This window comes from Streptococcus sp. ST16, assembly GCF_046098135.1.
Classification (GTDB): Bacteria; Bacillota; Bacilli; order Lactobacillales; family Streptococcaceae; genus Streptococcus.
Genome location: NZ_JBJUSE010000001.1, coordinates 58,501 through 75,153, shown reverse-complemented (window position 1 = coordinate 75,153; position 16,653 = coordinate 58,501). Strand labels below are relative to the sequence as shown.

14 protein-coding genes and 1 other annotated feature are annotated in these 16,653 nt (G+C 40.6%); all 14 genes read right to left on the bottom strand.

From position 1 onward, the window contains the following. Window positions 1-4 precede the first annotated feature (4 nt). A complete protein-coding gene (locus ACIY14_RS00385; RefSeq protein WP_409001131.1) occupies window positions 5-1,009 on the bottom strand; it encodes an NADP-dependent oxidoreductase in 1,005 nt (334 codons plus the stop codon). Window positions 1,010-1,222: 213 nt separating this feature from the next. After that, a complete protein-coding gene (locus ACIY14_RS00380; RefSeq protein ID WP_409001130.1) occupies window positions 1,223-1,591 on the bottom strand; it encodes an EXLDI protein in 369 nt (122 codons plus the stop codon). Between the two features lie 64 nt (window positions 1,592-1,655). Then, entirely contained in the window at window positions 1,656-2,558 is a 903-nt protein-coding gene (locus ACIY14_RS00375; RefSeq protein WP_409001129.1) for a DUF2268 domain-containing protein, read from the bottom strand. Window positions 2,559-2,720: 162 nt separating this feature from the next. Next, window positions 2,721-3,287, bottom strand: a complete 567-nt coding sequence (locus tag ACIY14_RS00370; protein ID WP_409001128.1) for a hypothetical protein — start codon at window positions 3,285-3,287, stop codon at window positions 2,721-2,723. Between the two features lie 372 nt (window positions 3,288-3,659). Beyond that, the gene (gene rplL / locus ACIY14_RS00365) at window positions 3,660-4,028 is read right to left on the bottom strand and encodes a 50S ribosomal protein L7/L12 (RefSeq protein ID WP_001196962.1); all 369 of its coding nucleotides are present in this window, start codon (window positions 4,026-4,028) and stop codon (window positions 3,660-3,662) included. Between the two features lie 72 nt (window positions 4,029-4,100). After that, window positions 4,101-4,601 carry a 50S ribosomal protein L10 gene (gene rplJ / locus ACIY14_RS00360; RefSeq protein ID WP_001287266.1) on the bottom strand — a complete coding sequence of 167 codons (501 nt, stop codon included), beginning with the start codon at window positions 4,599-4,601 and terminating at the stop codon, window positions 4,101-4,103. A gap of 38 nt (window positions 4,602-4,639) precedes the next feature. Beyond that, window positions 4,640-4,775 (bottom strand) — a sequence feature (ribosomal protein L10 leader region). A gap of 62 nt (window positions 4,776-4,837) precedes the next feature. Continuing rightward, a complete protein-coding gene (locus ACIY14_RS00355; protein WP_409001127.1) occupies window positions 4,838-6,097 on the bottom strand; it encodes a TRZ/ATZ family protein in 1,260 nt (419 codons plus the stop codon). Window positions 6,098-6,197: 100 nt separating this feature from the next. Further along, window positions 6,198-7,946 (bottom strand): ABC transporter ATP-binding protein, encoded by a 1,749-nt coding sequence (locus ACIY14_RS00350; RefSeq protein ID WP_409001126.1) that lies wholly within the window; start codon window positions 7,944-7,946, stop codon window positions 6,198-6,200. A gap of 1 nt (window position 7,947) precedes the next feature. Then, window positions 7,948-9,672 (bottom strand): ABC transporter ATP-binding protein, encoded by a 1,725-nt coding sequence (locus tag ACIY14_RS00345; protein WP_409001125.1) that lies wholly within the window; start codon window positions 9,670-9,672, stop codon window positions 7,948-7,950. Between the two features lie 60 nt (window positions 9,673-9,732). Continuing rightward, window positions 9,733-10,671, bottom strand: coding sequence for a peptide-methionine (R)-S-oxide reductase MsrB (gene msrB, locus ACIY14_RS00340; RefSeq protein WP_409001124.1), 939 nt, complete (start codon window positions 10,669-10,671; stop codon window positions 9,733-9,735). A gap of 204 nt (window positions 10,672-10,875) precedes the next feature. Beyond that, complete coding sequence (gene thrB / locus ACIY14_RS00335) at window positions 10,876-11,745, bottom strand: homoserine kinase (RefSeq protein ID WP_409001123.1); 870 nt, start codon at window positions 11,743-11,745, stop codon at window positions 10,876-10,878. A gap of 1 nt (window position 11,746) precedes the next feature. Further along, the gene (locus ACIY14_RS00330) at window positions 11,747-13,033 is read right to left on the bottom strand and encodes a homoserine dehydrogenase (RefSeq protein ID WP_409001122.1); all 1,287 of its coding nucleotides are present in this window, start codon (window positions 13,031-13,033) and stop codon (window positions 11,747-11,749) included. A gap of 147 nt (window positions 13,034-13,180) precedes the next feature. Continuing rightward, a complete protein-coding gene (gene mecA / locus ACIY14_RS00325) occupies window positions 13,181-13,921 on the bottom strand; it encodes an adaptor protein MecA (protein ID WP_409001282.1) in 741 nt (246 codons plus the stop codon). A gap of 185 nt (window positions 13,922-14,106) precedes the next feature. Continuing rightward, on the bottom strand, window positions 14,107-16,560 hold the full coding sequence (locus tag ACIY14_RS00320) for an MBL fold metallo-hydrolase (RefSeq protein WP_409001121.1): 2,454 nt from the start codon (window positions 16,558-16,560) through the stop codon (window positions 14,107-14,109). Window positions 16,561-16,653: the final 93 nt, after the last annotated feature.

Genomic DNA, 16,653 nt, shown 5'->3' with positions numbered 1-16,653 from the left:
TCTGCTACTTTCTTACTTTTACGACTTTCTTACCTCGAGTGTGTCCCAATTTTAGACTACGATATGCCTCTCTAACAGACTTTAGAGAAAAATCATAAACCTGATCAATATTCAGCCGAACCTTCCCTTCTGAGACCATTTCTGCTAGAGTGTTCAAATCATCATATGTGGAATGTCTCGGACCCGTGAACTGGGCACCTTTTATCATAACATATGGTGAAGGTACTAGCGTTCCAATAGCCGTGCCCTTCAATCCCAAACTGAAAGCCAATTTAACATAATCACTTCCATAGCAATCCAAGAATTTTGTAATTGGCTTTGCACTTGCTGATAGAAGAGCATTCTGGATGTTCTCTTCGTAGGCTACCGGTATAGCACCTAAAGACTTCAGATAATCTGAATTTTTCTTACTCGCAATTCCGATAACCGTTGCACCTTTAGCAACCGCATACTGTACTGCGATACTTCCAATACCTCCTCCTGCTGCTGAAATAACTACAACATCTTTAGAGTTTAGCTCAATCTTTCTAAAAGCACCTCCCACAGTTAGAGAGGCTACACCCATAGTAGCTGCATGGTTCATATCAATCATCTCTGGCTTCAACACAATTTCTGATTCATTGACACAAATTTCTGTTGCCAAAGCTCCTCTCTTGGTGCCTAATCCAGGGTCACTGATCATTGTTCCAAAAACCTTATCACCTACTGCAAACCGACTTACTCCTTCACCAACTTCTGTGATAACTCCAGCAAAATCCCGACCAATACCTCTTGGAAAAAGAGATGATTTTGACTCAAACCAACGACTTGGCTTCCTTAGTTTCGTCATAAAAGATAGAAAACGAAGTGGCTTTGCACCCTCAAAAGTTTTATAATCAATAGGATTTAAACCAACTGCATAAACTTCTACCCTAACTTGATTCACTTTCAAAACATCAGATTTAATGTTCACTAAATCTAACACTTCTTCATCACCGAAACGACTATATTGTATTGCTTGAACAACCATTGTATGAACTCCTTTACACATCTAAAAAATTGAGTGAGTACTCAATCATTTTTCTTAATTATATGTTTATTCCCCATAGATGTCAACTATACTGTTTCCAAAAGTTCTAACTAAGTTAGCTGTTCATGATAAAAATAGATCTATTTTTCCTTATGAAAGATTATCAAACTATAACTCAAAGAAATCCGACTGCTTATAAAAGCAGCCGGATTTTTATATATCTAATTTTTCAAAAAACTTGCCTGATGACTGCTTTTCTTTTAGCTTCTCCAGTAGCTCATTCTCCAGAAAAGGACTTAGTTCGTCAAAATCTTGACAAACCTTAAAGACAGTTTCTCTGTCCAACTGGTCATAAGCTAGTTCGTAATAGTCCTTATGATGATGCCAGTTCTGGTCATAGTTGACATCTGTTCGCTGATAGTAAACGATGTTTTGCTTTGGTGTCAGGTAAAGCTTCTGCGTCAGAATGCTTTTCTGATCTTTGGACAGCTTACTACGATTGAAAATCTTGACACCTTGAAAAATCTTTCGCTCATGGATACCTTGATTTGTAACTTTCAATTCGACTCTTTTATAGTACATATTGTCACCTCCAGAAATTATCTACATTATATCAGGTTCAGGCAGATTTTCAAGCAAAAATGTATCATTTCCAAAAGTCTTTTGTAGCCTCTAAAATTTCTTCTGTCGGTGTTACTGTCGCTTCAATAATACTCTTGCCAGTCTTTTTGAGATAAGCTTGTATCAGATGATAGCCATAAGCATAGCCTGCAGCATAAGGCATACCGACTGGTAGTTGACCTTGAATCTCAGCGATTTCATCACCGTAGAGATAAGGAGCCATTTCCGCCATCCCTGTTAGCTGAAGCTGACTTGAGATGATGGGCTTTATCTCATCTAATTGCTCTGGACTGGTTGAAGTTACCCAAGGTCCAATGAGCTCTTTACCATAGAGCTCAGCTGCAAAAGACTCTGCCAATCCTTCACTGACTACCCAGTCTGCTAGTGTCGTCTGCTGCTTCCATTTGATAAATTGGAAGCGGACATTGTGATTGCACTCGTGGGCCAGAGCTGCCTGCACACGTGGCAAAGTATAGTCATTTGGTAGTAGACTAAGCATGAGGTAGCCTGGGATTCCACCATCTCCGCTGTAACCCTTATTGAGTTGTAGCATAGGCTTGTCTGGATTGCCCAATAAAATAGTAAAATGGTAATCCTCAACCTCTAAATCATAGCCAGCTTGCTCAAAAAGGCCAATACTCCTCTTGATGGTATCTTGACAATTTTGCCAGAGTTGATCAGAACTTAGAGCGTCGATAGCCGGTCTATCCTTTTCCGAGAGAGTTGCAGGCAACTGATTCATAAAGCCAAGTAGAAACAGAGCATCAAATCCTCCAGGATACTTCGCTTTTAAAGGAATGTGTTGAGTTTGGTATTTCGTTGCAAAAGGTGCTAATATTTTGGCTCGAAAGCAACCTTCTCTCTTTTCTAAGGGTAGCTCTAGCATCTCTTGATAAACTTTATCTGAACGAATCATATTGATTTTCATAGTAATCTCCTTTCTTATCTACTATTAGTATAATCCCTTACCCAAGGTCAGGGTCAAGAAGAAAATTGAATTTCTATCAAAATTCTAGTAACTTTTGGAAAAAATGACATACTAAATCTTTCGTATCAGACTATAATTTCAAGTAGGTTTACCCATTTTAAATCAAAACGATCGAGGTTTTTTTGAAGCTTCATCTTCTATCAAAACTTCTTCTTCCATAGCATTTTTTATTTTTTTGCCCAAAGATAATAACGTTTCTACATCAGAGGGTTTGCTTGTCCCGAGAGGATTCCAAGTAGAAGATGATAAATTTTCATATTCCTTAGACCGAACTCGAAATTTAATGTTATCCCCCTTGGTGTCTATGTCTACATTTAAGGCTCTCGCCCCCAGTTTAGGCTCCTTATTTTTTATCCTACAGAAAATAACTTCTCCTGATACAATCTCCTTTCCATCACACCAAATCCTAATATTTCTTCCAGATAATTCTACGACAAAATTCTTCACTAGACTACCTTGTATTTTTTTAATTAAAAGAAAACTAATACCAAAAAATACTAATACTATCGTATAAAGAAAAAGAGGTTGTGATTTTAAAAAAACATTCAGTTTTAAATAGAATATAGCCAACTGTATTCCCAATACAGGAAGCATGAGGAACATGGGAAAAAGGATACCAATTATTATATCTGATTTTGCTGTTGTCGCTGTAAATTCATATCTTTCCATCAATATCACCTTTATAACATTTCCTTTTTATAGGACATTAATCCCATACTAAGACGGATGCATCAGGGAGTTCAATCTCCCTTTCCCCTAGCAAAGATAAATTTTGAACTATTCTAAGGATATTGTACCACTATTTCTGCAAAAAATACCTTAGCAAACATAATCTCCTTCCACAGATACATCATCGCTTTATCGAGCGTTGGAGTTTGATTGACATGATTCTCTAATCAAACTCCAGAACTTTATGATGAAAATCTTATGGAACAACTGGAGACACTTTATAAATTTTCTCTTTTCAATTATAAAGAAAAACCGCTACTCCTAAGAATAGCGGTTTAATCATGTTTTTAAGCTACTAAAGTAGTTGCTCTATTATTTAAGAGTAACTGAAGCTCCAGCTTCTTCCAATTTAGCTTTGATTTCTTCAGCTTCTGCAGTTGGAACGCCTTCTTTGATGACACCTGGTGCACCATCAACGAGTTCTTTAGCTTCTTTGAGTCCAAGACCAGTGATTTCACGTACAGCTTTGATAACGCCAACTTTTTTGTCACCAGCAGCTGTCAATTCAACGTCAAATGAATCTTTAGCAGCACCAGCGTCAGCAGCACCAGCTGCAGCTACAGCTACAGGAGCAGCTGCAGTTACACCAAATTCTTCTTCGATAGCTTTTACAAGGTCGTTCAATTCAAGGATTGAAGCTTCTTTAATTTCAGCAATAATGTTTTCAATGTTCAATGCCATTGTTATTTCCTCCAAATAAGTTTTTAATTATAATAGTTTTTTCGTAGCTATGCTACGCTGCGTAGCTTAAGATTAAGCTGCGTCTTCTTTGTTGTCTGCAACCGCTTTGACTGCAAGAGCAACGTTGCGCACTGGCGCTTGAAGTACAGAAAGGAGCATAGAAAGAAGTCCTTCGCGGTTTGGAAGAGTTGCAAGAGCAACGATTTCTTCTTTAGATGCGACAGCGCCTTCGATTGCACCACCTTTGATTTCAAGTGCTTCAGCGTTTTTAGCAAAGTCGTTCAAGATTTTCGCTGGTGCGATAACATCTTCGTTAGAAAATGCTACTGCAGATGGCCCAACAAAAACAGATGCAAGGTCTTCAAGACCAGCTTTTTCAGCTGCACGACGCAAGATTGAGTTTTTAATGACTTTATACTCAACTTCGCTTCCACGAAGCTCACGACGAAGAACTGTATCTTGATCAACTGTCAAACCACGAGCGTCTACAACGACAATAGATGCAGCAGCTTTCATTTTTTCAGCTACTACGTCAACTAGTTCCGCTTTTTTAGCAATAATTGCTTCACTCATTAGTGTGTTCACCTCCGTAATTATTTTGCTTGGGGAATTTTTTCAAAAGAAAAACGCGCCCAAACCTAGACACGAAAGTACAATACGCTTCTTTTTACATGATACGTTTTGTCCTCGGTAGGATCTTTATGAGTCGAGCTCCCCTACTGTCTTAGGCAGTTTTTTCAAACCGTATATAAGTATAGCATAGACAAAAAAAGAATGCAAGATTTTTGCAAACTTTTTTTAAAAATTTTTTAAATCTCGACTGTCAAAACTTTGCCTTGCTTAACCACCTGTTCTCCTGCAATATAAACGTCATCGACATCACTGGATTTGACAGCATAAACCAGGTGAGAGAGCATATTTTCCTGAGGTTGGAGATGGATTTTTCCTTGAGGTTGGATGACGAGAAAATCTGCTTGCTTGCCAACTTCCAGACTTCCTATCTGTTCTTCCATTCCAAGAACCTTAGCACCTTCTATCGTCAGAGCTTTGAGGGCTGTTTCGATAGGGAATTGGCTGGCATCCCCACTTTTCATCTTTTGAAGAAGGGCTGCAGTCCGTCCTTCCTCAAACATATCTAGATTGTTATTGGAAGCAACCGAGTCAGTCGCAATTCCGACTGCTACTCCTGCTTTTTGCAGTTGGATGATGGGAGCGATTCCTGAGGCCAGTTTGAGGTTACTAATAGGATTATGAGCAATAGCCACTTGAGAAGTTGCCAAGCGTTTAATTTCTCTCTCATTTAATTCGACCCCATGAGCAAAGACAGACGGATGATCTAAGTAACCCAGTTCTCCTAGAAAGGCGAGAGGGCGTTTGCCGTATCGGTTCAGGATAATTCCTGATTCCTCCTGGGTCTCTGCTACATGGATATGGATAGGAATGTCCAGCTCTTTTGCCATATCTAAGCTCGCTTCCAGCAAGTCTCTACTACAGCTATACGGAGAATGTGGGGCTACCATAACCTTGAAATTTGGATTTTCATATCCTAAGATTTCCTCTATAATGGCACGTGTTCTACTTATAGTCTCAGCAGTTGTTTCTGTCTCTGAAGAAAAGAGGGTCGGTGAGAAATAACAACGCATCTTAGAATCTATCACTGCCTGATAAATTTGCTGGATATCCACACCATTGGGATTATACATATCGTTGAAGCTTGTTGTTCCTGACTGGAGCATCTCCGTCAGAGCTTCTTTGACCGACTTGGTAGTCATGTCGGGAGTAAATTCTGCTTCTGCTGGCCAGATATAGTCATTGAGCCATTCATGGAGATTGCTGTCATCCCGGATTCCTCGCAAGCCTGTCATAGCAGAGTGGGTATGGCAATTGACCAATCCCGGCATGATCCAGGCTCCCTGATAGTCTATAATCTGCTCAGCTTGCTCTAAAATATCTGGCTCCTCTTGGCCGACATAGACGATTTGAGAGTCCTTAACGGCTAAGATACCATCCAAATAAATATGGAAATCTTGGTCACAAGTCACGGTATTTACATGCTGATAGACTTTCATTGTTTTCTCCTTCTAAGACCCTGATTTTTTCTAGCTATTGTAACAAAAAAGTCACCCGAAGGCAACTTTTTTTGTCCATAAGATTTCAAAATAGAAAGGATTATTCAGAGCTAAAATCTGAAGCTTTTTGCATTTGGTAATACTTGCCCTTTCTAGCCATGAGGTCATGATGGTTACCATGCTCAACAATATCACCATCTACCAAGACAAGAATCAAATCCGCATCCTGAATGGTTGACAAGCGGTGGGCAATGATAAAACTTGTGCGCCCCTTCATTAGTTTAGCAAAGGCATCCTGAACTAGCACTTCTGTCCGAGTATCGATGGAGGAAGTCGCCTCGTCTAAGATAAGAATCTTTGGAATAGCTAGAAAGACTCGGGCGATGGTCAAGAGTTGGGCTTGGCCGACAGAGAGAGTTTCTCCTGCATTTTCCAACTTAGTATCGTATCCCTGCGGCAACTGTTGGATGAAAAAATCTGCATTGGCCGATTTTGCCGCAGCAATCACCTGCTCCCGACTGGCTTCAGGATTTCCAAAGGCAATATTGTCATGAATAGTTCCTTGCTTGAGCCAAGTTTCTTGGAGCACCATCCCAAACTGTTGTCTCAATGATGCTCGGGTATAGTCGTAAATGGAACGACCATCTAACAAGATATCTCCTGAATTAATAGGATAAAAACGCATGAGAAGATTGATAAGGGTTGATTTTCCAGCACCTGTCGGACCAACAATGGCTACCTTGCTACCAGCTGGAATATCAATAGATAAATCCTTAATCAAGATCTTTTCAGGATTGTAACCAAAAGAGACATGTTTAAAGGAGATAGCTCCCTTAACTTGGTCACTGGTCAAGACTTCCTTACCTGTTTCAGCCACCTCAGGGCTCTCTAAGACAGCATAAACACGCTCTGCACAAGCGAGAGCACTTTGCAACTCGGCTAGAACTGAAGAAATATCGTTAAAGGGCTTGGTGTACTGTTGGACATAATTCAAAAAAGTCACTAAACGCCCAATGGTCAAGGTGGAACCCATCATGATACGATAAGCTCCTACTCCAGCTAGAAGGGCATAAATGAGTGTATTGACAAAGCGAGTCGAAGGATTAACTGTTGATGAATAAAAGATAGCTGACTGAGAATAGTCTGCGTAGTTGTCATTAGCCTCATGCAATCTTTGGATAAACTCTCCTTGAGCATTAAAGGACTGGATAATAGTCTGCTGGCTAAGAGATTCTTCAATCAACTGAGTCTGAATGCCCCTTGTCTCTGTTTGCTTCTGGAAGAGATGATAAGAGCGTTTAGCAATAAAACGTGAAATCACCATGGATAGTGGCGTCAACAGCAAGACCAAGAGGGTCATGAGGAGATGAATTTGGAGCATGGCTAGAATACTAACCAAAATCATCAAGACACCAATGAAAAATTGGTTAAAAATCATGGTCAAGCCAGCTGCCAACTGTTCGATATCCGTGGTTACACGACTAACCATCTCCCCACTACCTTGTCTATCTACAAAGGCAATCGGTAAACGATGGAGTTTATGGATGATTCGCTCTCGCAAGTCTTTGGTATAAGAGAAGATTAGACGATTATAGAGGAGAGGATTGCCCCATTGAACTAGGGTATTCCCTATGACCACCAAGATCATCTGAATGAAAATCTGCCAAAAAACTAGCGAAGAACCAGTCACCAGGACTTGATCAATGACCTGCCCAATCAAGATAGGAAGGTAAATAGATAAGCCAACTTGGGCAATAGTTCCTAGAAAGGCAAGGAAAAGGAGGAAGGGATGGCTTGCTAAATCCACGGCTAAACGTATGAGCGTCTGGTTTGCAGTTTGTCGTCTCATGCTAGTCCTCCTTTCCATGTTGGGATGCATTGATTTCACGATAGACTTGGCTAGATTTCATCAAGTCCTCGTGCTTGCCGATAGCTAGGAGCTCACCTTTTTCCAAGAGGAGAATCTGGTCAGCCATCTGAAGTGTCGAAGTCCGTTGAGAAATCAAGATTAAGCTCGTATTTGGCAAATTTTTTCGGATAACCTTCAATAGCTTGGACTCGGTAATGGTATCGAGGGCCGAGGTTGCATCATCTAGGATGAGAAACGGAGCTTGGCGCAAGACTGCTCGGGCGATAGACAACCTTTGTTTTTGCCCGCCTGAGAAATTTCGTCCTCCTGCCTCAACTAGGGCGTCTAAGAGTCCTTCCTTATCACTGACAAAATCCTTAGCTTGGGCAATTTCCAAGGCCTTCCAGAGTTCTTGGTCAGATAGTTCTTGATTGAAACCTAGCGTCAAGTTGGAACGAATAGTTCCTTTAAAGAGCTCGACTTTTTGAGGCACATAGGTAATCCAAGACCGCCACTGCTCCAAATTAAGAGGACTACGTCCATCTCTATAAATGTCAATGCTTCCCTTATCTACTGGATAAAGTCCAAGCAAGACTTGCACCAAGCTTGATTTACCTGAACCAGTTCCCCCGATGATACCAAGAATTTGCCCTTGCTTCATATCTAAGGAAATGTTTCTCAGAGAAGGCTGGGCCGCATCAGGATAGGTAAAGGTTAATTCTTTGACTTGCAAAACCCGATCACTGGTAGCTTGCTTTTTATCTAATTCTGAATGGATATCTTCTGGAGCTTCGGTAAAAACTTCCTCGATTCGCTTGGCTGAGATGTAGGACTGGTTGAGAGAATTGATCAGCATGGCGAGCTTAACCAATTCCACCAAGATTTGCAAGAGATAGTTGATGAGGGCAATAAGAGCACCTTGGCTGAGTAAGCCTCCTTGAATTGAAATATAGCCCTGCCAGATGACGACAAGGAGGGTCCCATTGACAATCAGATAGGTCAGAGGTGTTAATAAACTAGACCAGAAACCTGTTTTTTCTTGTAATCTAGCATAGACTTGGTTAAGAGTTTGAAAAATCTGTAACTCTCGTTTTTCTTGTCCAAAAGCACGAATAACTCGCATCCCTTGTAATTGCTGGCGTGTTTCCTGAACCAGTTGGTCCGTTTTCTTTCTGAGACTGCTGTAGAGAGGATTGACCAGTCGAGAGATCCCTACAATAACAATGGTCAAAATGACAACCATGACCAAGAACCAGAGAGTCAGCTCAGCTGAGATTCGATAGGCCATAAAAATGGCTCCAAAAACGATAATAGGCGCTCGTAAAAAGAGACGCAAGAATTGATTGATACCAGTCTGAATCTGGTAAGTGTCCGAAGTCAAGCGAGTGACCAAGCTAGAAGTGGTCAAACGGTCTCTGCTGTCCTTAGGTAAAGATAGAATATGACGATAAAGATCGTCTGTCAATTCTTTGACAAATCCAACCGCAGCCTTAGCTGAGTAGAACTGGGCTATTAAAGCCACTACAACACCAATCACTGCAAAGATAAGGAGCAGACCAATCTGCATCCAGAGATGTCCTTGATTTCTATGAGGCAAGGATTGGTCAACAATCCCAGCAATCACCATGGGAACCAAGAGCTCAAAAACAGCTTCTAACAGCTTGAACAAGGGTGCTAAAATTGATTCCTTGATGTAGGGTTTAAAGTAGGATAATAGGTGTTTCATAAATCCCTTCTATTCGTATTCTGGAAATGCAGAAAGTGGGAAGCACCCACCATCTCTGATTTATTTGTTTAAGTATGGTAGTAGATAGCCATATCCTGCTTCTTCCATCTCATCCTTAGCCACAAAGCGCAAGGATGCAGAATTGATACAGTAACGAAGTCCACCTAACTCCCTAGGACCATCTGTGAAAACATGACCCAAGTGAGCATTTCCTGACCGAGAACGAACCTCGATTCGCTCCATTCCATGACTCATGTCCTTGTAATAGTGAATCAACTCTTTGGAAATCGGACGGCTAAAACTTGGCCAACCACATCCTGAGGCAAACTTATCCTTGGCAAAAAAGAGTGGCTCACCCGTCGTAATATCTACATAAATCCCTTCTTCAAAGGTTTGGTCATAGGCATTGCTAAATGGAGCCTCTGTAGCAGCTTCTTGGGTAACACGATAGGACTCTTCGGTCAAGCTTTTCTTTAACACCTCTTGACTAGGCTTTTCATAGTTAGAGGCATCAATCAATGGCTTATCAGCATCGGTCACATCGATATGACAATAACCAGAAGGATTTTTCTTAAGATAGTCTTGGTGGTAATCTTCAGCTAAGATATAGTGGCGAAGTTTCTCCACCTCTACTGCAATCTTTCGACCCAACATTCGCTCTTGCTCCTGCACCACTGTGTAGATAGCTGGCGAATCTGCTTCATCTTGGTAATAAATTCCAGTTCGATATTGGCGACCACGGTCATTCCCTTGTTGATTGATGGATAAGGGATCGATGACTCGAAAATAATAGAGCAAAATCTCTCTGAGTGACACCGCCTTCTCATCGTAAATCACTTGAACAGTCTCTGCATGGTCTGTTTCCTTGAGCAACTGGTAATTGGTTGTTTCGACTTGCCCATTAGCGTAGCCAACACTGGTTGCTAGCACTCCAGAAATTCGTGAAAAATACTCCTCTAGACCCCAAAAACAACCACCTGCTAGATAAATTTCTGCCATCTTTATTTCTCCTTTATCAAGTTTTTATACTCAATGAAAATCAAAGAGCAAACTAGGAAACTAGCCGAAGGCTGTACTTGAGTACGGCAAGGCGACGTTGACGTGGTTTGAATTTGATTTTCGAAGAGTATTAACTAGACTTCTTTTCAAAAAAAGGACAGGAAGCTCTCTGGTCGAGAGTTTCCCCATCCTATCTTCTATTCGTTATTTTGCTTCGACACGGACACCTTGGGTATCAACTTTTAGGTCATGCAATTTCCCTTTGAAAGACTGCTTTTGCAATTCAGCTTTAATCGTAGGCATCTTGTCATGAGAAGCCAGAACCATAACTGTCGGCCCAGCACCAGAAAGGTAGGTTGCATAGGCACCATTCTCTTTGGCTACTTGCTTAATCGTCGCAAATTCACGAACCAAGTCCTGACGGTAACGCTCGTGGAAAAGGTCCCCCTCGATTGCTTGACCAGCTGTCACCATGTCCCCTGCTAACAAGGCTGCAACAGCAACATTGGCAATCGAACTTGCTGCAACAGCTTCCTTGTAGGATAATTTCTTAGGCAAGACACCGCGGCTGTCTCGGGTACGCAATTCATAGTTTGGAATGTAAGCTAGAAAATCACACTCTGGGAAGTCTGCGACAATCGCTGAAACATGCCCTTCAACGGAACTCGCAACAACAAGATTACCATAGATAGCAGGAGCCACATTGTCAGGATGCCCTTCAATCTTGGTCGCCAGCTGCAATTTTTCATGGTCAGATAAGTTGAGCTTACCCAGTTGGTTAGCTAGTTCAATCCCAGCAACAATGACAGAGCTAGAAGAACCCAAACCACGCGCCAAGGGAACATCACTGGTCATTTTCAGGCGTCTTGGTTGCAAGTCAGGAGCAATTTGCAAAGCAATCTTGAGTAAAAGGTTGCGCTCATCATGGGGAATCCATTTGCCGATCTGATGTTCAATCAACCACTCATCTCGTTCTTCGCAGACCTCAATTTGAAGATACTTGGTAACAGCTACACCGACCGAATCAAAACCTGGCCCGATATTGGCACTGGTTGCAGGTACAATAATCTTCATCCTATTCTCCTAACACCTTGAAGGTATTCAAGAGGTCAAATTCTGAAGCTTTGGCCAACTCAGCTGAAACATTCTCAAGTTGTGCTTTATTAATCTTATGAGTGATAATCACTACACGCGCCTTGTCACCCTCTTTGCCATCTTGGAGAATCTGCTTGAAGGAAATATCTTGAGCATTAAAGATTTCAGCCAATTTCAAAACCTGACCTTTTGAGTCTGGAGCCAAGATTGAGAAGTAGTAATTAGCTTTGACATCTTCTGGATTAGCCAAGACCAATTCACGGCTATATTCGTTGAAGTCTTTACCAATAGTGCCATCATTCAAGCGACGAACGATACGGACAATGTCTGCTACAACACTTGTTGCAGTTGGTTTTTGACCCGCACCTGGTCCGTAGTACATAGATTCACCGATGCCAATAGATTCTACAAAAACAGCGTTCATTACCCCATTCACACTGGCAAGTGGATGTGCTTTAGGAAGGAAGGTTGGAGTTACTTCCGCAGCAATACCTGAAGGAGTTTCCTCGATAGAACCAACCAATTTCACTACATAGCCGAGGTTTTGGGCAACAGCTACGTCTTCTGGTGTGATGTTGCGGATTCCCTTGTGGGCTACATCGTCAAAGGGAACCTTCATGCCAAAGGCAAATTGGCTCAAAATCACCATCTTATAAGCTGCGTCAATCCCATCAACGTCATTTGTTGGGTCACTTTCTGCAAATCCAAGTCTTTGTGCTTCAGCCAAAGCATCATCATAAGACCAGCCTTCTTCCACCATCTTGGTCATCATAAAGTTAGAAGTTCCGTTTACGACACCAAGAACGCGCGTGATTTTATCGGAAGCCAATGAATTTGCTAGAGTGCGAAGAATTGGAATCCCACCAGCAACTGCAGCCTCATAGTAAAGTGCTACATTATGCTCTTTAGCAATTTCTAACAATTCTGCACCATGGATAGCCAAAAGGTCCTTGTTGGCAGTAACAACGTGTTTCCCAGCTTCTAAGGCACGAGTAATAAAGGTTTTAGCTGGCTCGATACGCCCCATCAATTCCACTACGATAGTAATGTCCTTGTCTGATAAAATATCATCTACATTGGTCACAAAGTTAAAGTCATTTCCTGCCGCAAGCAAGCGGTTCTTTTCATCTTCATCCTTGACCAATACCTTGGCTACTTCAATCTCCGAATGAGCTGACTGAACGATTTTTTCTCCATTTTCCTTTAGGAGGAATGGCACACCACTTGCAACGGTACCAAATCCAAGTAAAGCAATTTTAACTGTCATGTTTGTCTCCTAGAAATTTTCTGATATAGCCATTATAACAGAATTTTGTGAAAATTCCTAATATAGTAAATCACTATTTCAGTCTAGAAAAGAAAAAACGAATCCCATGATTCGTCTTTCCTGATAAATGAAAGTTGATTTTAAAAATTATGAATAAATCTTTTGCAGACCGAGAACTGCATCGTGATTGATCAAGATTTGCCCATACTCTTGCAAGACTGAACGACTGATGTCACTGTCGTCTGCAAACTCACGCATACGAGCTAACAGCCAGGATGGGTAAGGACTAGGATGATTTGCCACATCAACCAAGATTGTCAAATAGTACTGTCCATTCATCTTATAGAGTTCAGATGTTTCCATCTGGTAGTTGACCGTCTTTGCAAAAGCAACTAAATCAGCAAGACTTGTAAAACGCAGAATATAGTAGATATAAGGTTCTTTCTTACTCTCAGTCTCCGTTTCTGTTTGCTCTTGCTCTTCTTCCTTTGCTTCGACCTGCTCTAGAGATTGGATGGCCTCAATATCATCCTTGGTCTTGTCTGCAATGCTCTTTTCTAAGGTTTTGAGAAATTCATCCGGCGACATTTGGGCTAATTCTTCCATATCGGGTAAATCCGCCAAATCTTCAAAATCCAGATTTTGGTCAATCTTGGACTTGGTCACAAAGACGTCGACCTTATCAGGTTTTGGCGTCACACGAAAACTCAGCATGCCACTGTCCAAGAAATTGTCTGGCATTTCCAGTTCATCTAAAATAGCATAGAAAAACTCTTCAGTTTTTTCCTGAGGAACGAGAAAGTCTGCAATCTCCATTCCCCGATCTATCAAATCATCTAAAGTCATCGTGATTTTCAGTGTTGTATCACTAATTTGTTTCATCTTCATATCTAGTAACCTCATACTTTCAGTCTATCTATTATACTAGATTTTTACGATTTTATCAAAAGAATGAAGCGAGAATATTCTATATTTAGAGTCAACTTTATAATATCAGCGTCAATATAAAACTCAAAAAACACCCTAAAATCCGGTTTAGTCCTACCTGACTCTAAGGTGTTTACACATCACACTTATTCCCCAATTAAATGATGAGATGAACTATCATCAATATGAGATGAATTCTCAGTTGAAGTAGAAGTTTCAGTTATTTGCTCTTTCTTATCTTGTTCCACTGCTACAGTGGTTTGACTTATTTTCCAGATACCTTCTTCGTTTACTTTATAACCATCAGGTGTCGTTGCATTCTTCAATAAAGAACCATCAGCTTGGAAATAGTACCAATTACCATCAAGCTGTTTCCAACCCGTTTGCATAGCTCCTGATTCATCAAAGAAATAATGATCACCATTTACTTTATGAAGACCAACCAACATGATACCATCTTCAGGATTTAGATAATACCAGACGCCTTTGTCTTTTATCCAACCAGTTTTCATGGCTCCATTTGATTCAAAGTAACGATAATGATTATCAAACCATTTACAGCCTGTTTGCATGGCTCCAGATCTGTTAAAGTAATATTGCTTAGCATCTACTTGATGGAGGCCGACTAACATAACGCCTTCCTTACCTTCAAGATAATACCAGGCATCACCATCCTTCAACCAACCAGTTTGGAGTGCGCCAGACTCAGTGTAATAATGCCAGAAATCGTTTGACCACTGCCATCCAACTTGCATGATACCTGAGGATTTAAAGAAATAGGTTTTACCATCAATTTCTTTAGAGCCTACGACCATGATACCTGTTTCGGGGTCCAAATAATACCATGATTCATTATCTTCCAACCAACCAGTTTTCATAGCACCTGAGCTCGTATAGAAGTACCAGCTATTGTCTTGCCACTTCCAGCCAGTCTGCATGGCACCACTGGCGTTCAAATAGTAACGGACCCCATTGATATCTTGGCTTCCAGTTAACATGATGCCATCTTTATCCAGATAATACCATGTTTCCTGATCCTTGACCCAGCCAGTCTTCATAGCTCCAGAATTTGCAAAATAGTTCCAGTGACCATCAACAAAGGCCCAGCCTGTTTGCATGACACCTTCTTGATTAAAGTAGTATGTGCTTCCATTGATATTCTTTTTACCGACAGTCCGTAATCCATCCTCATCATAGAAATACCAATCTGAATCAATCTTTTGCCAAGTTGAAGGCTTACCTGCTGTTTGGAGTGCACCACTTTCGCTAAAGAACATCTTCTTGCCATTAAAGACCTGATATCCTGTTAGCATCTTACCATCTTTATCAAATAGGTATTTCTGCCCCGCAATTTCTAAGAGTTCATTATAGCTTCTTGCTCCCGTTGATGTGATATAGTACCAATTACCATCTTGGTTGAACCAACCAGTTTCTCGCATGTCACCGTTGTTGTTTAGGTAATACCAGTTTCCATCAATTTTTTCTCTAGAATCTTTCAAATGCAACCATTTGCCAGCTTGCATTTGCCCTTGTCCATTAAAGAAATAATAAACACCGTCTATTTTTCGCCAACCAATCGTCATTTCACCATCGGACAAGCGATATTTCCAGTAACCGTCTTCTTTATACCATTTTTCTCTAACTGTCGGTATATCGGGAAAAACTTCCGAAACGTTAGTAAATCCTTCTTTATCTATATCAAAAACCGTCGCATCTTTGGTATGACTATAAGCTTTTACTATTTTTATATTCTTTTCTCGAAGTAGAGCTCTAGTGGATTCACGATTAATATCTGATCCACTTGTCTGAACAACAATACTTGGTGATAAATTATTAATAAAGTTAACTGTATTTGAAATTGTCGCATCATAATGATGGTTCCATTTCATCATATCAACCTTACCGATAACCGGGCCTAGCTTATCTTCTGCTCCTTCGGCATTATCCAAATCTCCACCTAGATAGATTCTCTTTCCAGCTACAGTAACAACAGCAACTATTGAGTTTGAATTATCATCGAAAACCTTTTTAAGCTTTCCTTCACTGTCATACTCATTTTTGTAGTTATAAAGCTGAATATCCATATCACCCATGGTAAAGTGGCTGTCGTTGTCAGAGATATCTTGTATAAGATTTACACCACGTTCAAGAGCCGTTTTAACCGCATTATCATAGTTATAGAGATTATCCCACAACCTCCACTGTGTTGTAATGCGTTCATCTGAGTATCTTTTCAGATAAAATTTATCAACAGGATAATGTTTTAGTACTTCATCTGCAGAACCAATATGATCACTGTGGACATGAGTACCCAAGATAAAATCTAGTTTTTCAACACCAACCTGTTTCAGATGACGGAACAATCTATCCTCTAAAACTTGATCATTGTCCATGGTAATTCCCCACCTATCTGGATAACGTGGATTGCTTCCATCTGGAAAATCATAATCCTCACCCATGTCAATTAAAGCAAAGTGCCCTTTGCTTTCTAAGAGAATAGCATCACTCCCTGACTTAGATTTTAAATTAATAAAGTGGATTCGATTACCATCCCCTGCGGAAATGGTATCCGCATCGACTGATGATAATTTGGCAGCCATAATTAAAGTACATATGAGAAAACTAAATGATATTAACTTTCTTATCTTTGTATTCTTCATTGTATATCACGCTTTCCTTTATCATTTCTATGA